General features: G+C 72.0%; 17 protein-coding genes. 11 read left to right on the plus strand and 6 right to left on the minus strand.

Going from position 1 to position 20182, the window contains the following annotated elements; all coding sequences use genetic code 11:
- Window positions 1–11: 11 nt before the first annotated feature.
- The gene (locus ACFYV5_RS02065) at window positions 12–1766 is read right to left on the minus strand and encodes an ABC transporter substrate-binding protein (RefSeq protein ID WP_389163225.1); all 1755 of its coding nucleotides are present in this window, start codon (window positions 1764–1766) and stop codon (window positions 12–14) included.
- Window positions 1767–1962: 196 nt separating this feature from the next.
- On the opposite strand from ACFYV5_RS02065, the gene ACFYV5_RS02070 reads away from it, so the two are divergent.
- The 8 genes from ACFYV5_RS02070 to ACFYV5_RS02105 all read left to right on the plus strand — a co-directional run bounded on the left by ACFYV5_RS02070 (window position 1963) and on the right by ACFYV5_RS02105 (window position 11241).
- Complete coding sequence (locus ACFYV5_RS02070) at window positions 1963–3117, plus strand: NAD(P)/FAD-dependent oxidoreductase (RefSeq protein WP_389163227.1); 1155 nt, start codon at window positions 1963–1965, stop codon at window positions 3115–3117.
- A gap of 120 nt (window positions 3118–3237) precedes the next feature.
- Window positions 3238–3552 carry a (2Fe-2S)-binding protein gene (locus tag ACFYV5_RS02075; RefSeq protein ID WP_355106739.1) on the plus strand — a complete coding sequence of 105 codons (315 nt, stop codon included), beginning with the start codon at window positions 3238–3240 and terminating at the stop codon, window positions 3550–3552.
- Entirely contained in the window at window positions 3533–4972 is a 1440-nt protein-coding gene (locus ACFYV5_RS02080; RefSeq protein WP_389163230.1) for an FAD-dependent oxidoreductase, read from the plus strand. Before ACFYV5_RS02075 ends, ACFYV5_RS02080 begins: the two co-directional genes overlap by 20 nt.
- Window positions 4973–5049: 77 nt before the next feature.
- The gene (locus ACFYV5_RS02085; protein WP_355106743.1) at window positions 5050–5964 is read left to right on the plus strand and encodes a dihydrodipicolinate synthase family protein; all 915 of its coding nucleotides are present in this window, start codon (window positions 5050–5052) and stop codon (window positions 5962–5964) included.
- A 151-nt stretch (window positions 5965–6115) separates the two neighbouring features.
- Window positions 6116–7120: a proline racemase family protein gene (locus tag ACFYV5_RS02090; RefSeq protein WP_389163234.1), complete on the plus strand. Its 1005-nt coding sequence runs from the start codon at window positions 6116–6118 to the stop codon at window positions 7118–7120.
- Window positions 7117–8508: an aldehyde dehydrogenase family protein gene (locus tag ACFYV5_RS02095; RefSeq protein WP_389163237.1), complete on the plus strand. Its 1392-nt coding sequence runs from the start codon at window positions 7117–7119 to the stop codon at window positions 8506–8508. Before ACFYV5_RS02090 ends, ACFYV5_RS02095 begins: the two co-directional genes overlap by 4 nt.
- Window positions 8509–8668: 160 nt before the next feature.
- On the plus strand, window positions 8669–9934 hold the full coding sequence (locus tag ACFYV5_RS02100; RefSeq protein WP_389163239.1) for an alpha/beta fold hydrolase: 1266 nt from the start codon (window positions 8669–8671) through the stop codon (window positions 9932–9934).
- 104 nt (window positions 9935–10038) lie between these two features.
- Window positions 10039–11241 carry a M6 family metalloprotease domain-containing protein gene (locus ACFYV5_RS02105; protein WP_389163242.1) on the plus strand — a complete coding sequence of 401 codons (1203 nt, stop codon included), beginning with the start codon at window positions 10039–10041 and terminating at the stop codon, window positions 11239–11241.
- A gap of 380 nt (window positions 11242–11621) precedes the next feature.
- Here the strand turns inward: ACFYV5_RS02105 and ACFYV5_RS02110 are convergent, their stop codons facing one another.
- From ACFYV5_RS02110 to ACFYV5_RS02120, 3 genes are all read right to left on the minus strand, one after another.
- Window positions 11622–12035, minus strand: coding sequence for a VOC family protein (locus ACFYV5_RS02110; RefSeq protein WP_355106755.1), 414 nt, complete (start codon window positions 12033–12035; stop codon window positions 11622–11624).
- Window positions 12032–12616 (minus strand): dihydrofolate reductase family protein, encoded by a 585-nt coding sequence (locus tag ACFYV5_RS02115; RefSeq protein WP_389163245.1) that lies wholly within the window; start codon window positions 12614–12616, stop codon window positions 12032–12034. The genes ACFYV5_RS02110 and ACFYV5_RS02115 overlap by 4 nt, the downstream gene beginning before the upstream one ends.
- 396 nt (window positions 12617–13012) lie before the next feature.
- Window positions 13013–14137: a magnesium and cobalt transport protein CorA gene (locus ACFYV5_RS02120; RefSeq protein ID WP_389163246.1), complete on the minus strand. Its 1125-nt coding sequence runs from the start codon at window positions 14135–14137 to the stop codon at window positions 13013–13015.
- A 144-nt stretch (window positions 14138–14281) separates the two neighbouring features.
- On the opposite strand from ACFYV5_RS02120, the gene ACFYV5_RS02125 reads away from it, so the two are divergent.
- Entirely contained in the window at window positions 14282–15424 is a 1143-nt protein-coding gene (locus ACFYV5_RS02125; RefSeq protein WP_389163249.1) for a winged helix DNA-binding domain-containing protein, read from the plus strand.
- Between the two features lie 29 nt (window positions 15425–15453).
- Here the strand turns inward: ACFYV5_RS02125 and ACFYV5_RS02130 are convergent, their stop codons facing one another.
- The gene (locus ACFYV5_RS02130; RefSeq protein WP_389163252.1) at window positions 15454–16269 is read right to left on the minus strand and encodes a LuxR C-terminal-related transcriptional regulator; all 816 of its coding nucleotides are present in this window, start codon (window positions 16267–16269) and stop codon (window positions 15454–15456) included.
- Window positions 16270–16360: 91 nt separating this feature from the next.
- Here ACFYV5_RS02130 and ACFYV5_RS02135 point away from each other — a divergent pair, with 91 nt between their 5' ends.
- Entirely contained in the window at window positions 16361–18037 is a 1677-nt protein-coding gene (locus ACFYV5_RS02135) for an AMP-binding protein (RefSeq protein ID WP_389163255.1), read from the plus strand.
- Complete coding sequence (locus ACFYV5_RS02140; RefSeq protein WP_389163259.1) at window positions 18034–19623, plus strand: AMP-binding protein; 1590 nt, start codon at window positions 18034–18036, stop codon at window positions 19621–19623. The genes ACFYV5_RS02135 and ACFYV5_RS02140 overlap by 4 nt, the downstream gene beginning before the upstream one ends.
- On the opposite strand, the gene ACFYV5_RS02145 is transcribed toward ACFYV5_RS02140, so the two are convergent.
- Window positions 19608–20162 (minus strand): GNAT family N-acetyltransferase, encoded by a 555-nt coding sequence (locus ACFYV5_RS02145; protein ID WP_389163261.1) that lies wholly within the window; start codon window positions 20160–20162, stop codon window positions 19608–19610. The two genes, ACFYV5_RS02140 and ACFYV5_RS02145, sit on opposite strands and share 16 nt — an antisense overlap.
- Window positions 20163–20182: the final 20 nt, after the last annotated feature.

Consider the following 20182-nt stretch of genomic DNA (forward strand, 5'->3'; position numbering starts at 1 on the left):
GTGGCGCGCCCTCAGCCCTGGCTCTTGGAGAGGTCCTTGAGGCCGACGGTGGCGTAGTCGATCTGGCCGCCGAAGGAGGTGTGGCCGAAGGCGCCGGCGATGTTCGTGCCGACCAGCAGCGGCATGCGTTCGACGACGGTGGGCATGGTGGGGGCCTTGGCGAGGATCTCGCCGTCCAGCTGCTGCCACGCCTTGTTCGCCTGGGCGGCGTCGCTCATCGCGGCGATCTCGTCCATCCGCTGCATGGTCGGCTCGTCGCGGAAGAGGGAGTGGTTGCCCGAGTTGCCCTTCTCCTTGATGTAGCGGCCGTCGAAGACGAAGGGCAGGAAGGTGGAGCCGGAGGGGTAGTCCGGGCACCAGCCGGTGTAGGTGAGGTCGGTGCGGTTCCTGGTGTCGCCGATGGTGTCGTAGAAGGCGGACGGGTCGACGGTCTCGATGGTCACCTTGATCCCGGCGCGGCCCAGGGACTGCTGGATCGCCTCTGCGACGCCCTTGTCCCCGTTGGAGACGGTGAGGGTGGTGGTGAACCCGCCCGGCTTGCCCGCCTCCTTGAGGAGCTGCTTGGCCTTCTCCACGTCACCGGTCGGCGGGATCTTCAGGGTGTCGGGCTGCTTGCCGCCCTCGAAGAGGGAGCCCGGCATGAGCGCGGTGGAGATGTCGTTGAGCGCGGGGCCGCCGGAGGCGGTCAGAACGGCCTCGCGGTCGAGGGCGTACTGCACGGCCTGACGGACCTTCACGTTGTCGAAGGGGGCACGGCCGGTGTGCATCTGCACCATCTCGGTGCAGTTGGTGGACTCGGCGAGGAGCCGCGCCTTGACGTCGGGCTTCGGCAGCACCTTGGGGGTGCTCTCGGGGCGCAGCTTGCCCCAGGACACGGCGGAGGCGTCGGGTCCGGTGCCGGCGATGAGCCGGTCGTCGATCTGGTTGGCCTTGAGGCCCATCGTCACGACCAGCTTGTCGGGGTAGGCCTTGCGCACGCTGTCGGTGGCGGGGTCCCAGTGCGGGTTGCGGACCAGCACCAGCTGCTTGTCGCGGGCGTACGACTCGATCTTGTACGGACCCGAGGAGAAGGGCCGGTTGTCGTACTGGGGGCCCTTGTCCTTCGCCTTGGGCACCGGGGCGAACGTCGGCAGCACCGTCGCGTAGGGGAACTCGGCGAACGGCTTGCGCAGTTCGAAGACGATGGTGTGGGCGTCGGGCGTCTTGACGGAGTCGAGGTGCTTGCCCTTGGCCGGGCCCTGGTAGCCCTCGGCGCCGGCGAGGTAGCGGGCCGCGTAGTCGGGGCCGCCCGGCAGGTCGGGGGAGAAGGACCGCTCGACGTTGTACTTGACGTCCTGGGCGGTGATGGGCGTGCCGTCCTCGTACTTCAGGCCCTTCTTCAGCCTGAAGGTCCAGGTCTTCGCGCCGTTGGAGGGCGTGCCCAGGTCCTCGGCGAGGTCGGGGACCAGCTCGCCGCCCTCGGCGCCCGGCGCGGCCTTGTAGGTCACGAGCGTGCGGTAGAGCAGCCGGACGCCGAAGTCCATGTCGCCGACGACCCAGTTGCGCGCGGGGTCGAGGTGGCTGAAGTCCTGGTTGGACAGGATGGTCAGGGTGCCGCCCTTGACGGGCGTGCCACCGATCACCGTCCCGTTGTTGGCCGTTGCCCGGTTGCTCTTCCCGCCGCCTTCGCTGCCGCGCGGGCCGGCCGAGCCGGAGCAGCCGGTCTGGGTGAGACAGAGGGCCGCGAGCAGAGCGGTGGCGAGGGCGGCTTGCGTGCGCTTGTTCATGGGTGGTCACTTCCGAAGAGCCGAGAGGGCCGGCCGCGAGTCGGCCGGAAAGTGAGCTGTAACATAGTAATGTGAAATTGCACTGACAAGAGGTCCAGGGGCTCGTTATCCACCCGTGTCCGGACGGCTCCCTGGGGGGCCCGGACGGCTGTCGCGACCCCTTGGCAACGGCAGTGCAATGTGAAATATTACTGCCGTGCCCAGAAGAACCACCTCGGACGTCATCGTCATCGGCGCAGGCGTGATCGGCGCGGCCTGCGGGTACTACGCGGCGCTCGCCGGCCTCACCGTCACCGTGATCGACCGCGGCCCCGTCGCCGGCGACACCACGGGAGCGGGCGAGGGGAACCTCCTCCTCTCCGACAAGGAACCCGGCCCCGAACTCGAACTCGCCCTCCTCTCCACCAGCCTGTGGCGGCGGCTCGCCCGGCAACTCCCGCCGGAGATCGAGTACGAGCCCAAGGGCGGCCTCGTCGTCGCCTCCGACGAGACCCGGATGCGCGCCCTGCGCGTCTTCGCCGCCGGACAGCGCGAGGCCGGTGTCACCGCGCGGGAGATCCCGGCCGACCGGCTGCGCGACCTCGAACCCCACCTCGCCCCCGGCCTGGGCGGCGGCTTCCACTACCCCCAGGACGCCCAGGTCATGCCCGCGCTCGCCGCCGCCCACCTGCTGCGCGCGTGTGGCGACCGGGTACGACTCCGGCTCGGCGAGGAGGTCGTCGCCCTGCCCACCGGGGCGCACGGCGAAGTCCTCGGCGTGCGGACCGCCCGCGGCGAGGAGATCCACGCCCCGTACGTGGTGAACGCCGCCGGAACCCGGGGCGGCGAGATCGCCCGGCGCGCCGGGGTGGACCTCCCCGTACTGCCCCGGCGGGGCTTCGTCCTGGTCACCGAACCGCTGCCGCGCGTGGTGCGCCACAAGGTGTACGCCGCCGACTACGTCGCGGACGTCGCCAGCGGCTCCGCGGCCCTCCAGACCTCGGCCGTGGTGGAGGGCACCCCCGCCGGGCCCGTCCTCATCGGCGCCAGTCGGGAACGCGTCGGCTTCGACCGTACGCTCTCCACCGAGGTGCTGCGGCGGCTCGCGGCCGGTGCCACGGCCCTGTTCCCCGTACTGTCCACGGTGCGGGCGATGCGGACCTACGCGGGCTTCCGCCCGTACCTGCCCGACCACCTGCCCGCCATCGGACCCGACCCGCGCGTACCGGGCCTGCTGCACGCCTGCGGGCACGAGGGCGCCGGCATCGGCCTCGCCCCGGCGACCGGCATGGTCGTCGCCCGCTGCCTCACCGGCGAGGAACCACCCCTGGACATCCACCCGTTCAGACCGGAACGCTTCGCCTCGGCCTGACCCGTCACCTGATCCGGCGCCGGCTCCGCACGCTGATGTCGCGGCGCCCCGTCTCCCCGACACCGCCCGGCCCGGCCGCCCGGCCGGTCCTTCCGCCCCCCTTCACGAGAGGAGGCCCCCATGGCCCGCACCCCCGCCGATCTGGTCGGGGCACGGCCGGGACCCCCGTTCGAGATCACCTTCGACGGACGCCCCGTACCCGCACTGTCCGGCCAGTCCGTGGCCGCCGCCCTCTGGAGCGCGGGCATCCTCGCCTGGCGCACGACCCGGCGCCGGGGCCGCCCGCGCGGTGTGTTCTGCGGCATCGGCCAGTGCCACGACTGCCTCGCCACCATCAACGGGCGGCCCAACCGCCGCGCCTGCCTGGTCCCCGCCCGGCCCGGGGACACGATCACCACCCAGGAAGGGGACGGCCATGACCGCCTCGGCGAGTGAACCGTACGACCTCGCCGTCGTCGGCGCGGGCAACGCCGGTCTCGCCGGCGCCGTCGCCGCCGCCGAACGGGGCCTGACCGTCGCCCTGCTGGACTCCTCGCCGCAGACCGGCGGACAGTTCTACCGGCACCCCGAACCGCCGATGGGCGCCGTACGGCCCGAGGCCCTGCACCACGACTGGTCCCCCTTCCGCGACCTGAGCCGGCGGCTGGTGGCCGGCGGCGTGAACCATCTCGCCGGACACCACGTCTGGGCGGTGGCGAAGGCGGCCGAGGACTCCTGGACGGTGTACGCCGTCACCGGCGCCGACGGCACCGAGGAACCCACCCGCGTACGCGCCCGGGCCGTCCTGCTCGCGACCGGCGCGTACGAGCGGCACCTTCCCTTCCCGGGCTGGACGCTGCCCGGAGTCGTGGGAGCCGGCGGAGCGCAGGCCATGCTCAAGTCCGGCCTGGTGCTCCCCGGCCGACGGATCGTCGTCGCGGGCAGCGGCCCGCTGCTGCTCGCCGTCGCCTCGTCGCTCGCCGCGGCGGGGGCGCGGGTACCGGCCGTGGTGGAGGCGTCGGCGTACCTGACCTACGCCCGGCACCCCCGCGTGCTCGCGGCGAACCCCCGCAAGACGGCCGAGGCCCTGGTCCACGGCGCGGCGCTGGCGCGGCACCGGGTCCGCCCGCACACGCGCAGCGCGGTCACCGAGGCGCACGGCACCGACCGGTTGGAGTCCGTCACCGTCGCGCGGCTCGACCACGACTGGACACCCGTACCGGGCACGGAGCGCCGTATCGCGTGTGACGCCCTGGCCGTCGGACACGGGCTGGCTCCGCAGATCGAGCTGGCCACAGCCCTCGGCTGCGCCACCCGCACCACCCCCGACCGCACCCTCGCCCTCGTCCTGGACGGCCTCCAGGAGACCTCCGTCCGCGGCCTGTGGGCGGCAGGCGAGGCCGGGGGAGTGGGAGGCGCCGAACTGGCCCGCACCGAGGGCGAGCTGGCCGGCATCGCCGCCGCGGCCCGGCTGCGGAAGGTGAGGACCCCCGAGGGCCGGGTGCGGGCGCTCCAGCGCCGCCGGAACCGCCTGCGGGCCTTCGCCGACGTCATGGCCGCCGCGCACGCGCCCGGGCGGCGATGGACGCATTGGCTGACCGACGACACCGACGTGTGCCGCTGCGAGGAAGTCACCGCGGGCAGCGTCCGTCACGCCGTGACCGAGCTCGGCGCGCGTGACGGGCGGACCGCCAAACTGCTCACAAGGGCCGGCATGGGCTGGTGCCAGGGCCGTATGTGCGGGACGGCCGTGGCCTGCCTCGCGGCCCGCGACGGCGTCCCCGAACCCCCGGCCGAACGCCGCCCGTTCGCCACCCCGGTCCCGCTGTCGGCGCTCGCCGCGCTGGATGAGCCCGACGGCGAGCCCCCCGCCTGAGCCGGTTCGAGAAGACCACTTTGCGAAACACGTTCGCGCACCTGTGCAATGTCATACAGCATTGAAAGGACCAGCACATGACCGTCACCACTGCCTCCTGGAACAGCGCCCGCCCCTGGCGCGGCATCATGGTCGCCACCACGCTCCCGCTGCGCGACGACCTGTCCGTCGACTACGACGCCTACGCCGAGCATGTCCGCTGGCTCCTCGACAACGGCTGCGACGGAGTCGTCCCCAACGGCTCCCTCGGCGAGTACCAGACCCTCACCGACGAGGAGCGCGCCCAAGTCGTGCGGATCGCCGTCGAGGCGGCGGGCGACGGCGCCCGGGTGATGCCGGGCGTCTCCGCCTACGGCAGCGCGGAGGCCCGGCGCTGGGCCGAGCAGGCGGGGGAGGCCGGCTGCGGCTCCGTGCTGCTGCTCCCGCCCAACGCGTACCGCGCCGAAGAGCCGGCCGTGCGCGCCCACTACGCCACCGTCGCCGAGGCGGGAGTGCCGGTCGTCGCGTACAACAACCCCATCGACACCAAGGTCGACCTCACCCCCGCCCTCCTGGCCGCGCTCCACGGTGACGGGCATGTCGTGGCCGTCAAGGAGTTCAGCGGGGACGTCCGCCGGGCGTACGAGCTGGCCGAACTGGCCCCCGGCCTGGACCTGCTGATCGGCGCCGACGACGTGCTGCTCGAACTCGCCCTCGCGGGCGCGGTCGGCTGGATCGCGGGCTACCCCAACGCCTTCCCCGCCGCCTGCGCCGAGCTGTACCACGCTGCCGTCGAAGGAAACCTCGACCACGCCCTGCCCCTTTACCGGTCCCTGCACCCGCTGCTGCGCTGGGACTCCAGGACCGAGTTCGTCCAGGCGATCAAGCTCTCCATGGACATCGCGGGGCGGCCCGGCGGCGCCACCCGCCCGCCGCGCCTGCCCCTCACGGGTGAGACCGAGGCCGCGGTGCGTACCGTGACCGAGAAGGTCCTCGCGGAGGGCGATCACTGAGCCACCCGGCTGCCACCGGACCCCCGGCTCCCGCCGGACCCCCGGCTGCCACCGGACCACCGGCTCCCACCGGACCCCGGCTCCCACCGAGCCGGCTCACGCGCCCAACCGGCTCCCAGCGAGCCGGCTCGCACACCGAAAGGAAATCCTCGTGCGCACCCGTCATGTCTTCCACGCGGTGGACTCGCACACGGAGGGGATGCCCACCCGGGTGATCACCGGTGGCGTCGGGGTGATCCCCGGCGCCACCATGGCCGAGCGCAGGCTGCACTTCATCGAGCACCTGGACCACCTGCGGACCTTGCTGATGTACGAGCCGCGCGGCCACGCGGCGATGAGCGGGGCGATCCTCCAGCCGCCCACCCGGCCCGACGCCGATCACGGAGTCCTCTACATCGAGGTGTCCGGACTCCTGCCGATGTGCGGCCACGGCACGATCGGCGTCGCCACCGTCCTCGTCGAGACCGGCATGGTGCCGGTCACCGAACCCGTCACCACCGTCCGCCTCGACACCCCCGCCGGCCTCGTCCGCGCCGACGTCCACGTCGAGAACGGTGCTGCCAGGGCGGTCACCCTCACCAACGTCCCCGCGTTCTGCGCCGCCCTCGACCGCACGGTGGAGGTCCCGGGCCTAGGCGAGGTCGCGTACGACCTCGCCTACGGCGGGAACTTCTACGCCTTCGTCGAACTCGACTCCCTCGGCCTGCCCTTCGACCGGGCCCGCAAGGACGACCTGCTCTCGGCGGGCCTCGCCATCATGGACGCGATCAACGCCGGCCCCGACCGTCCCGTCCACCCCGAGGACCCGGCCATCGGCGGCGTCAAGCACGTCTATCTTGCCGCCCCCGGCTCCGACGCCGTCCGCTCGCGCCACGCCATGGCCATCCACCCCGGCTGGTTCGACCGCTCGCCCTGCGGCACCGGAACCTCCGCCCGCATGGCCCAGCTGCACGCCCGCGGACTGCTGCCGCTGGAGCGGGACTTCGTCAACGAGTCGTTCATCGGGACGGAGTTCACCGGCCGCCTGGTCGGCGAGACGACGGTCGGCGGCCGGCCCGGCGTCGTACCGACGGTGACCGGCCGGGCCTGGATCACCGGAACCGCCCAGTACTTCCTCGACCCGGACGACCCCTTCCCCGGAGGTTTCCTCCTGTGACCGCTACCCCATCCACCCTCGTCTCCCGCAACCCGGCCGACCCCGACGACGTACTCCTGCGGATATCGGCGCCCGGCCCCCGCGCCGCGACCGACGCCGTCGAGCGCGCCCGCGCCGCCCAGCCCGCCTGGCTGCCGGCGGGGGCGGCCGCCCGTTCCGCCGCGCTCGGGGCCGTGGCCGCCGCCGTCGAGGCCGCGGCGGACGAGTTGGCCGCGCTCGCCGTACGCGAGGTCGGCAAGCCGCTCACCGAGGCCCGGGCCGAAGTGGCGCGGACCGCCGCCGTCTGGCGCTACTACGCCCAGGCGCCCTACGAGCCCACCGGCACCGTCCACGAGACCGCCGCGGGCCCCGGACTACTCCTGACCCGGCGCCGCCCGCACGGTGTCGCGGGCCTGATCACCCCGTGGAACTTCCCCTTCGCCATTCCGAGCTGGAAGAGCGCGCCCGCGCTCGCCGCCGGGAACACCGTCGTCCTCAAGCCCGCCCCCGAGGCCACGGCCTGCGCCCAGAAGCTCGCCGAGATCGTGCAGGGGGCGCTGCCCGAGGGGGTGTTCACCGTGCTGCCCGGCGGGGCGGCCGAGGGAGCCGCGCTCGTGGACGCCGCCGACGCCGTCTCCTTCACCGGCTCCACCGCCGCCGGCCGGACGGTGACGCGCGCCGCGTCGGCCCGCGGCATCCCGGTCCAGGCCGAGATGGGCGGCCTCAACGCCGCGATCGTCCTGCCGGACGCCGACATCGCGCGGGCCGCCGCGCACATCGCGGCGGCGATCGCCGGGTACGCCGGGCAGAAGTGCACTGCCACCAGCCGTGTCATCGCCGTCGGAGCCGCCCTCGGCCCCCTGCGCGAGGCGCTCGCCGAGGCCCTGCGGGCCGTACCGGTCGGCGACCCTGCCGACGCGGCCACGGTGTGCGGGCCGCTCATCAGCGCGGCCGCCCGCGACCGGGTCGCCGAGGCCGCGAGCGGCCTGCGCGTCCTCGCGGGCGGCGCCGGGCCCGAGGGGAGTCACGGGCCGGGCTGGTACGTGTCCCCGACCCTGGTCGAACAGGCGCCGCACGACCACCGGCTGCTGCGGGAAGAGGTCTTCGGTCCCCTCGCGGCCCTGCTCCCCGCCGACGACCTCGCCCACGCGGTGCGGATCGCCAACGCCGTCCCGTACGGACTGGTCACCTCGGTCCATACGGCCGGTCTGGACACCGCCCTCGCCGGACTCGACCGGCTCGACACCGGCATGATCAGGATCAACGCCCCGAGCACCGGCGTCGACTTCCACCTGCCCTTCGGCGGCACCAAGGCGTCCAGCCACGGCCCGCGCGAACAGGGGCGGGCGGCCCTGGAGTTCTACACCGCGTCCCGGACGTACACCCTGTGCCCGGCCGGCGCGATCTGATCTCCGCACTGGGCGACGGGCCCGGCCCGGTGCCATAACGCGGGGTTATGCGCGTACGAGAGCTGCCCGGAAGAGGGGCGGCCGCCCCATAGTGAGCCATGCACGCCATGCACTCCCCGGGCCCGGGCATGCAATGTCACACGTCACCGAGAAGGGATCCATGAATCCCGCGTACGCGATCGTCGACCACGTCTTCGGCGTCCCGCTGGACCACGGCTCACCCGACGGCCCCTCCATCGAGGTCTTCGCCCGCGAGGTCGCCGACCCGGCTCGCGCCGGCGACCGGCTGCCCTGGCTGCTCTACCTCCAGGGCGGCCCGGGCGGCAAGTCGCCTCGTCCGTCCGCCGGTTCGCCCGGCTGGCTGCCCCAGGCGCTCAAGACCCACCGGGTCCTGCTGCTCGACCAGCGCGGCACGGGCCGCTCCACGCCCGTCACCGCACGGTCCGCCACCCGGTTCGCCTGCCCTGCCGACCTCGCCTGGTATCTCGCCCACTTCCGGGCCGACGCGATCGTGCGGGACGCGGAACTGATCCGCCGCAGACTCTGCGGCGACACCCCTTGGGAGACCCTCGGGCAGAGCTACGGCGGTTTCCTCACGCTCACCTACCTCTCCCTCGCCCCCGAGGGCCTGCGCGCCTGCTACGTGACCGGCGGCCTGCCCGGCCTCACGGCCACCGCCGACGACGTGTACGCCCGCACCTATCCGCGCGTACGCGACCGCGTCCTCGACTACTACGGCCGCTACCCGGAGGACGCCGCCCACCTCCGCAAGATCGCAGACCTGCTCGCGGCCGACGACGTCCGCCTGCCCGACGGGGACCGCCTCACCACCCGCCGGCTGCGCACCCTCGGCCTCGCCCTCGGCATGGGCGACGGATTCGAACGCGTCCACTGGCTGCTCGACGAGGCCCTCGATGGGGACGGGCGGCTGACCGACACCTTTCTCCACCAGGTGATGGGCCTCACCGGATTCACCGACAACCCGCTGTTCGCCGTGATGCAGGAGACGCTGTACGGCCAGGGGGAGAGGCCCACCGGCTGGGCCGCCGCACGCGCTCTGGGCGACTTCCCGGAGTTCGCCGAGGACGCCGACCCCCTTCTCCTCACCGGTGAAATGATCTATCCCTGGATGTTCCGCGACATCAGGGGTCTGTGCCCCTTCGAGGAAGCCGCGGACCTGCTGGCCCGGCGCACCGACTGGCCCCCGCTCTACGACCTCCGGCGCCTCGCCCGTAACGAGGTGCCCGTCGCCGCGGTCGTCTACCACGACGACATGTACGTGGACGCCGAGCTCTCGCTGGGCACCGCCCGCGAGGTCGCCTCCACGCGCGTCTGGGTCACCAACGAGTGGGAGCACGACGGTGTCACCGCCTCCGGCGGCCGCGTCCTCGCCCGGCTGATGGACCTGGCGGCGGGCCGCGCGTAACGGCCTCACCTGCCCGCCGTCTGTGCCCGCCCCTGCCCTGCCTTCCCCCTGCCCGCCTTCCGCCCCCCCGACGACTCCAACGACCCCGAAGTAAGGAGAGAGACATGCCCGCTCTGCCGACGGCCGGCCTGCGCTGCCTCACCGCGACCCTCGTCCTGGCCTCGTGCCTCGCCGCCCCGACGGCGGCCACCGCGGCCCCGCCCGCGGCCGACCGGCCCCAGGCTCCCGCGCCCGCCGCCGACTGCGCGCTGCCCGGCAGGACCGGCTGGACCGACGAAGGCCATGCCACCGACCGGGTCCAGTTCCAGCCGTCCACCGGAACCCGACGTGTTCTGATGCTGTTCGTCGACTTCCCCGATGCGCCGGCGACCGACTCCACGGACGACTACGCCGCACACCTCGCGCCCGCCGCCGAGTGGATGAACCAGGCCAGCTACGGCCGCCTCCAGCTCGACATCACCCCCGTGCGCCGCTGGATCCGCATGCCCGCCGCCTCCACGTCGTACGACTACGCGCGCGGCCTCACCTTCGAGGCCCACGAGAGATACCTGCGCGACGCCGTCACGGCCGCCGATCCGCAGGTGGACTTCGCCGGCTATGACATGGTCCACGTCGTCGCCAACAAGGCGGCGAAGGCGATCCCGTTCTCGCCGACGTACCTCTACGACCCCGCCACGTCCGGAGTGACCGCCGACGGGAATCGCGTCAAGTGGGCGGTGACCTTCGGCCAGGACATGTGGCGCTGGGGCCACAAGGTCGTGGCGCACGAGACCGGACACACCTTCGGCCTCCCCGACCTCTACTCCTTCAACGCCCCGACCCACGGGTTCGTCGGCGGCTGGGACGTCATGGGCAACATCGCGGGCCACGCCCCGCAGTTCCTGGGCTGGCACTCCTGGAAGCTCGGCTGGACACGCGACGACCAGGTCACCTGCCTTCCCGGGTCCGGGCACCGCACGGTCCTGCTGAACCCCGTGGAACGCCCCGGCGGCACCAAGATCGCCGTCGTGCGCACCGGTGAGACGACGGCCTACGTCGCGGAGTCCCGCCGCGCCGAGGGCAACGATGAGAACACCTGCTCCACCGGCGTCCTCATCTACAAGGTCGACTCCGCCGCCCACACCGGCTACGGACCGGTCCGCGTCATGAACGCCAATCCGACCACCACCCCGCCCCAGGGCTGCACCCAGCTCGACATGGCGGCGTACGCGCCCGGCCAGGACTTCACCGACCCCGACACCGGAGTCCGTATCGAGATCCTGGCGAGCAACCGTGCGGGCGACGTGGTGCGGATCGGGAAGCCCTGAGCGTCACAGGCGGACGATGAGCAGGGCGATGTCGTCACGCGCGCTGTGGCTGACGGTGAGCCCTGGAGCAGGGCGTTGGCGAGGTCCTCGGGACTCAGACGGGCATGCAGGGCGAGGGCGTCTGTGAGTCGCGCCAGTGAAGTTTCCCAGTTCCGCGAAGCGCAGCGCCTCCGCCGCGTCCTGTTCGGCCTCGGCCAGGTGGCCTCGCAACCAGGACAGGAGTAGTCCTGTGGCTTCAGGCACGCGGGCGATGACCTCCTCACGAGGGTGGGGGAGCCGCCTGCGTACGTCAGGACCTGTGGCAGGGGTGGGATGTCGCCTCGCGTTGCGCCGCGGTCGCGTCGAGGGGGAGCAGCGTCACTCCACAGACCGTGGCCGCCTCAGGCGAAGTCTGCTGCGGTGATGCCGTCGGGATGTCCGGGCGGCCACTCCACCAACTCGATCCGGTAACCGTCCGGGTCAGTGAGCCACGACGTCTTCGGGCCGTGAGGGCCGCCCGGGTACTGGAGGGGTTCGGGCCCCAGGCCGGCTTCGGTCAGCGTCTCCAGGGTGGTGGTGAGCGTTTCCACCTGGATCGCGAGGTGGTCGAAACCGTTGCCCACGTCGACCGGTCCGTCGCCGGGGCGGTGGACGAGTTCGAGCGAGGCCGCCGGTTCGTCGGGGAACGTGAGGATCACGAGGCGAGCCCCTTCGCCGCCCTCGACCCTGCCCAGTTCGACGTAGCCCAAGGCGGTGTAGAAACCGAGCGAGCGGTCCAGGTCGGTGACGCGGTAGGCGACGAAGAGCGTTTTCACGCGGCCTCCTCGGGTCGACGTACCCGGTAGCGGAGGTGCGTGACGTCTTGGTCCTCGAGCCGTCGGACGAGGTCGAGTTCGATGTGATCACCACCCAGGTGGTCGAACAGCCGTCGGCCGTCCCCGAGGAGGACCGGAATCAGGTGGATCTCCATCTCGTCCACCTGCCCGGATCGGAGAAGTGCTTGGGCCGCCCCCGCCCCATGGACCATGACCGGCCGGTCCCCTGCGGCTGCGCGAGCCTGACGGGCGCAGTCCTCGACATCGGTGACGAAACGCGCGTGGCCGGGTGGCACGTCACCGTCAGCCACCTGGTGGGTGAGGACGAAGATCGGCACGCCGTCGTGGTGGTCGCCCTGCCAGCGCCCGGCGAGTTCGAAAGTCCGACGGCCGGAGATCACCGCGCCGGTCGCCATCGCTTCGCGGAAGACCTGGCCGCTCGGACCGTCGGACTCCCGGTCGTCGAGCCAGTTGAAGAGCCGTCCACCGTCACGTCCGAGCTCCTGCCCTGGCCGATCGTCCGGGCCGGCGATATAGCCGTCGAGCGACATCGACATGTACAGCCGAATCGGGTTGTTCATCCTGGCCTCCCTCTCTCCTCCATGACACCGGGATCCGGCGTTTCCCGATCCGCCGACGGGGCGGGAACGTCACAGGGGGAGACTTCAGGCAACCGGCAAACTCATCGGCCTGACCGAGGTTGCTCGAGGGGCAGATGCTGTGCCACCCGCTTTCGTTGTGCGAACTGACTGGGCCCGGCGGCCGTTTGGGGTGGCAGGGTTCGCCACTCTTAGTGACTGCCGCGACGGCGGCACGACTTCCGGCAAGCCGCGTCACGGGGTAGGGAACCGAAGGCGGGGGAGGCAGTCGCTCGCTCCCCAGCGCCGCGCGTCTCCCCAGATTCTCCCCAGAGCCTCGAAACGACCCCTCTGCGTCGTTCGCTGATGCGAAGATGATCAGTCGTCGAGCTCGGCCATCTACAGCCAGTCCCGTCGCTTGAAGATGAAGTACAGGCTCGTGCACACCGCTGCCATCAGCAGAATCGCGAAGGGGTAGCCGAAAGCCCAGTCCAGCTCCGGCATCGCGTCGAAGTTCATGCCGTAGATCGTTCCCACCAGCGTGGGTGCAAACAGAATGGCGGCCCAGGAGGAGATCTTCTTGATCTCCTCGTTCTGTTCGAAGCCCGCCTCCGCCAGTGCCCGCATCTCCGCGTTCTGCTGTTGCGTCACCAAGGTCGCGTTCACCGTCAGGATTTCCGTCAGGGCCTGGCGGAAGCCGTCCACGCGTTCGCTCGTGTGGGTCACGTGGTCGGCGACGTCGCGGAGGTAGCGCTGGAGTTCCTCGTCCGTGCCGTACTTGGCGAAGCCTGCCATCAGGCCGTGCAGCATGCTCACCAGAGGGCGGGTGGCGCGCTGGAACTCGACCATTTCGCGGGAGAGTTCGTAGATACGGCGGGAGACCGCCGGGTCGCCGCCGAAGACCTCGGTCTCGATCTCGTCGATGTCGTTCTGGACGCCCGCGACCACCGGGGCGTAGCCGTCCACCACCGCGTCCAGGATCGCGTACAGCACCGCCTCGGGGCCCAGCGCCAGGAGGTCGGGGTTCTCCTCCATGCGGTGGCGGACCGCCGAGAGGTCCGGGGCCGCTCCGTGGCGGACCGTGATCACGAAGTCCTGGCCCACGAAGATGTGGAGCTCGCCGAAGTCCACCTCCTCCTGGGCGTCCAGGTAGCGGGCCGCGCGCAGGACGACGAAGAGGGTGTCGCCGTAGCGTTCGAGCTTCGGGCGCTGGTGCGCCTCCAAGGCGTCCTCGACGGCCAGCTCGTGCAGGTCGAACTCGCCCGCCAGCGAGTGGAGTTCGGCCTCCGTCGGGCGGTGCAGGCCGATCCAGGCCATGCCGTCCGGGTACTCGCGCAGCTGCCGGAAGGTCTCGGCCAGCGTGGCGGGGGAGGACACCCGGCGGCCGTCCCGGTAGACGGTCGCCTGGACCACGCTCGGCCGGTCGGCCGGTACGGCGGCCCCGGGACCGGGCGGCTGCTCGGGCGGCGCGGCCGGCGGTTCCGGCTGACGGCGCCAGGCGGCGCGAGGGCGGCGCTCCGACATCGTGGTCCATCTCCGTGTACATGATCGGGGCCAGGGTCTCCCGGCAGGATATACGGGGTGAATTACGGCAGCGCGACGGAGCGGGCCCACCCGCTCCACGCATGCGGACCGTACCTGTCCTCAAGCCCGAGTAGCGTGCCGCACATGGCCCCCAGGACGACGAAGACGACGAAGACGACGAGGGCGACGCATCCGGTCCTCTCCACCCGCGCGCTGGGCCGCGCCACGCTGGCCCGCCAGCTCCTGCTCGCCCCCGCCGCAATGTCCGCCAAGGACGCCGTCTCGCACCTCGTCGGCCTCCAGGCGCAGAACACCAGGCCGCCGTACGTCGCGCTCGCCGCCCGGCTCGACGGCTTCCGGCCCGAGCACCTCTCCGACCTCATGGAGTCCCGCGAGGTCGCCCGCATCGTCACCATGCGCTCCACCATCCACACCCACACCGCCGACGACGTGCTGACCCTGCGGCCCCTGGTCCAGGCCGCCCGCGACCGCGAGATCGGCATCTTCCGCAAGGGCCTCGCCGGCGTCGACCTCGACCGGCTCGCCGACCTCGCCCGCGCGTTCGTCGACGAGCGGCCCCGTACTCCGAAGGAGATCCGCGAAGCGCTCCTCGTCGAGTGGCCGGACGCCGATCCGCAGTCCCTCGGCGTCGCCGCGCGCTGTCTGCTCCCCCTCGTCCAGGTCACACCGCGCGGCCTGTGGCGCAGGAGCGGGCAGGTCTCCCTGACCACGGCGGAGACCTGGCTCGGTCGCCCCGCCGCACCCGTCCCCGCCCCCGACGACACCGTCCTGCGCTATCTCGCCGCGTTCGGTCCCGCCTCCGTCAAGGACATGCAGACCTGGTGCGGCCTGACCCGTCTCCGCGATGCCTTCGAGCGCCTGCGGCCCCGGCTCCTCACCTTCCAGGACGAGCACGGTGTCGAACTCTTCGACCTGCCCGACGCCCCGCGCCCCGACGAGGACACCCCCGCACCGCCGCGCTTCCTCCCGGAGTTCGACAACCTCGTCCTCTCCCACGCCGACCGCACGCGCGTCGTCTCCCCCGAGGCCAGGAGCCGCACCTGGAAGGGCAACCAGGCCTACTGCGTCTTCCTGCTCGACGGCCTCCTCGCCGGCCTCTGGCGTCTGGAGGAGACCAAAGAGCGCACGACGATGATCATCCAGCCCTTCGGCAGTCCGAACAAGCCCCAGCGCGCCGAGCTGGAGGCGGAGGCCGTACGCATGCTGGGGATGCTGGCTCAGCCGGGCGTTCCGTACGAGGTGGGGTTCGGCACGGTGGAGTCGTAGACCCTGGGCCGAAACCCCAGAAACCCCGGCTACGGCAGCACCCCCGCCCTCCGCGCCGCCACCACCGCCTCCAGGCGCGTGTGCGCCCCCAGCTTCCGCATGGTGGAGCGGAGGTAGCCCTTCACCGTTTCCGGGCGCAGGCCGAGACGTGCCGCCGCCGTCGCGTTCGTCGCTCCCGACGCCACCGCCGCCAGCACGTCCAGCTCGCGCGGTGTCAGCGACACGCCCGGCCGGCGTTCCGGCCCCGCCGACGCCGTCTCCAGCCGGCCGCACACCGCCAACAGCCGCGCCCTGAGCTGCGGATCCGCGACCTGAGGGGCCAGTTCGCGCAGCTCGCCATGGGCCTGGCGGACCTCCTCCCACGACGGCCCCGCAGCCGGTCCCGACAGCAGCTGCCGCACCTCGTCCCGTACCGCCAGCGCCTGCTCGACGTCCCGCGCCGCCGCCACCACCGCGTCGGCGACGCGCTCACCCAGCGGCAGGGCGTCCCGCAGCGCCCCGTACAGCACCCCGCGCACCCGGCGCCGTACGACGACAGGCACCGCGATCACCGAGCGCAGACCCTCCGCCGACACCGGACCGTCGTACTCGTGCGTGATGTGCCGCGCCGACGGATAGTCGACGACCGCGCACGGCCGCGCCAGGGCCAGGCACTTTCCGCCCAGGCCGCTGCCCGCCGAGATCGCGAGTCCGTGCAGGGCGGGGGTGACGGCCCCGTTCAGTTCCGTGATGTGCAGCGGCCTGCCCTCGTGCAGCAGTCCGCCGAAGACCACCTGCAGTCCGGTGGCCCGGCGCAGCCGCAGCAGAGCCCCGCGCATCTCCACCGCATCCGTCCGCTCGGGCACGCGACCACTCCTTCACCCCCGAACGGGGGTAGTGAGACCTGGGTCACTGATTACACGATGTCCGGGACCGGTCCCGCAACGAGGAGGACACATGACGGCTACCACGGCGACGGAGAGGTTCCGGGCCGCCCGCGACTTCCTGCTCCAGCACCGCGAGGACTACGAGACGGCCTACGAGGGCTTCGCATGGCCCCGCCCCGACCGGTTCAACTGGGCCCTGGAATGGTTCGACGTCATCGCGGCCGGCAACGACAGGACCGCCCTCCACATCGTCGAGGAGGACGGCACCGAGACGCGCATGAGCTTCGCCGAGATGAGCGAACGCTCCCACCGCGCCGCCAACTGGCTGCGCGCCCAAGGCGTACGGGCCGGCGACGGGATCATCGTCATGCTCGGCAACCAGGTCGAGCTGTGGGAGACCGCGCTCGCCGCCATGAAGCTGCGCGCCGTCGTCATCCCGGCCACGCCGCTCCTCGGCCCCGCCGACCTGCGGGACCGCGTCGAGCGCGGCCGGGCCCGGCATGTGATCGTGCGCGCCGAGGAAACCACCAAGTTCGACGACGTACCGGGGGACTACACCCGGATCGTGGTGGGAGGAAGGCGTGGCGGCTGGCTCTCGTACGAGGACGCGTCGGACGCTTCGGTCCGGTTCGAGCCGGACGGCCCCACCCGCGCCGACGACCCGCTGATGCTGTACTTCACCTCCGGCACGACCGCCCGGCCCAAGCTGGTCGAGCACACCCACACCTCGTACCCCGTCGGCCATCTCGCCACCATGTACTGGATCGGCCTCAAGCCCGGCGACGTGCATCTGAACATCTCCTCGCCGGGCTGGGCCAAGCACGCCTGGTCCAACCTCTTCGCCCCGTGGAACGCCGAGGCGACCGTCTTCATCCACAACTACACCCGCTTCGACCCGGCGCGCCTCATGGCGGAGATGGAGCGGAACGGCGTCACCAGCTTCTGCGCCCCGCCGACCGTCTGGCGGATGCTGATCCAGGCCGACCTGACGCAGCTGAAGAAGCCGCCGCGCGAGGTCGTCGCCGCCGGCGAGCCGCTCAACCCCGAGGTCATCGAGTCCGTGCGCCGGGCCTGGGGCGTCACCATCAGGGACGGCTTCGGCCAGACAGAGACCGCCGTCCAGGTGTCCAACAGCCCCGGCCAGCGGCTCAAGGAAGGCTCCATGGGCCGCCCCAGCCCCGGATTCCGGGTGACGCTGGTCGACCCGGTGACCCATCGCCCGGACGTCGAGGAGGGAGAGATCTGCCTGGACCTGTCCACCGATCCGGTGGGTCTGATGACCGGCTACCACGGCGACCCGGAGCGTACGGCGGAGGCGATGGCCGGTGGCTACTACCGCACCGGAGACATCGGCTCCCGCGACGCCGAGGGCTACATCACCTACATCGGGCGCGCCGACGACGTCTTCAAGTCCTCCGACTACAAGATCTCGCCGTTCGAGCTGGAGAGCGCGCTCCTGGAGCACGAGGCGGTGGCCGAGGCGGCGGTCGTCCCGGCCCCGGACCCGCTGCGGCTCGCCGTCCCGAAGGCGTACGTCGTGCTCGCGGACGGCTGGGAGCCGGGCGAGGACACGGCGAAGGTGCTCTTCGCCCACTCGCGCGCGGTGCTCGCCCCGTACAAGCGGGTACGGCGCATCGAGTTCGCCGAGCTGCCCAAGACGGTCTCGGGGAAGATCCGCCGGATCGAGCTGCGCGAGCGTACGGCGAAGGGCGAGGGCACGGAGTACGCGGAGGGGGACCTCGCATGACCCTCTCCCACGCACACGGAGCGAGCTCCACCGAGCTCCTCGGCGACACGATCGGCGCCAACCTCGACCGCGCCGTCGCGGCATGGCCCGAGCGCGAGGCGCTCGTCGACGTGCCGACCGGGCGCCGCTGGACGTACGCCGAGTTCGGCGCGGACGTCGAGCGGTTGGCGTACGCACTGCTCGGCAGCGGGGTCGCCAAGGGGGACCGGGTCGGGATCTGGGCGGTGAACTGCGCCGAGTGGGTGCTCGTGCAGTACGCCACCGCACGCATCGGCGCCATCATGGTGAACATCAACCCGGCCTACCGCGCCCACGAGTTGGAGTACGTGCTCAAGCAGGCGGGCATCTCCCTGCTCTTCGCCTCCCTCACGCACAAGACGAGCGACTACCGGGCGATGGTCGAGCAAGTCCGGGAAAGCTGCCCGGTCTTGCGGGAGACGGTCTTCATCGGCGACCCGAGCTGGGACGAGCTGCTCTCCCGTACGGCAGGGGACCGGCGCCCGGCGGAGCTGTCCTGCGACGAACCCGTCAACATCCAGTACACCTCGGGGACCACGGGCTTTCCGAAGGGCGCGACCCTCTCCCACCACAACATCCTCAACAACGGTTACTTCGTGGGCGAGATGATCGCCTACACCGAGCAGGACCGGATCTGCATCCCCGTCCCGTTCTACCACTGCTTCGGCATGGTGATGGGAAACCTCGCGGCCACCTCGCACGGCGCCTGCATGGTCATCCCGGCACCGTCCTTCGACCCCGCGGCCACCCTCCGCGCGGTCGAGCAGGAGCGCTGCACCTCGCTCTACGGCGTGCCCACCATGTTCATCGCGGAGCTGAACCTCCCCGACTTCGCCTCCTACGACCTCTCCACACTGCGCACCGGGATCATGGCGGGCTCGCCCTGCCCGGTGGAGGTGATGAAGCGGGTGGTCGCCGAGATGAACATGGCCGAGGTGTCGATCTGTTACGGCATGACGGAGACCTCGCCCGTCTCGACCCAGACCCGCATCGACGACGACCTGGAGCGGCGCACGGGCACGGTCGGCCGGGTCCTGCCGCACGTCGAGGTGAAGATCGTCGACCCGGCCACCGGTCTCACGGTGGAGCGCGGGACCGCGGGCGAGCTGTGCACCCGCGGCTACAGCGTGATGCTCGGTTACTGGAACGAACCAGAGAAGACCGCCGAAGCCGTCGACGCCGACCGCTGGATGCACACCGGCGACCTGGCGGTGATGCGCGAGGACGGATACGTCCAGATCGTCGGCCGTATCAAGGACATGATCATCCGTGGCGGCGAGAACGTGTACCCGCGCGAGATCGAGGAGTTCCTTCACGGCTACGAGAAGATCGCCGACGTCCAGGTCGTCGGAGTCCCCGACGCCCGCTACGGCGAGGAGATCCTGGCCTGCGTGATCCCGCGCGACCCCGCGGACCCGCCGACCCTGGACGACATCACGGCGTACTGCCGCGACCGTCTGGCGCACTACAAGATCCCGCGCCGGGTGGAGATCCTCGCGGAGTTCCCGATGACGGTGAGCGGCAAGGTGCGGAAGGTGGAGCTGAGGCAGCGCTACGGAGAGGGGTAGACGCGCTGGAGCTTGGGCACGGCCCCCGTCAGTTCGCGTCGCATGCAGACCCGGGGCCAGGTCGCCAGGCCGTGGGCGGCCTCGGCCCGCTGGATGGCGCGCAGGCCGGCGGTGAGGTCCGGGTCGGAGTCCGCGAGGGGGCGGAAGCCGAGGCGGATGTAGTACGGGGCGTTCCACGGGACCTCGGCGAAGGTCGTCAGGGTCAGCGCGGTCAGCCCGCGCCCGGTCGCGTCCGCCGCCAGGTGCTCGATGAGGGAGCGGCCGATGCCGCGGCGGGCGGCGACCGGGTGGACCGAGACCTGCTCGATGTGGGCGGCGCCGTCGACGGTGTCCGTCAGCAGGTACGCCGTCGGGCGGTCGGTCTCGTCGACGGCCACCCAGGCCCGGCCGGACCGTCGGTAGGACTCCAGGACGTCCAGCGGAAGGGGTTCGTCCTCGGCGATGACCGCCATGCCGAGGGAACGGAACGGTTCGCCCGCCGCCCGTTCGATGTCCTGGAGCAGCGGGAGTTCGGCCGGTGCGGCCACTCGGATGCGCATGGGACGAGTATGGCGCGCCG

This window comes from Streptomyces sp. NPDC003035 (genome assembly GCF_042888285.1).
GTDB lineage: Bacteria > Actinomycetota > Actinomycetes > Streptomycetales > Streptomycetaceae > Streptomyces.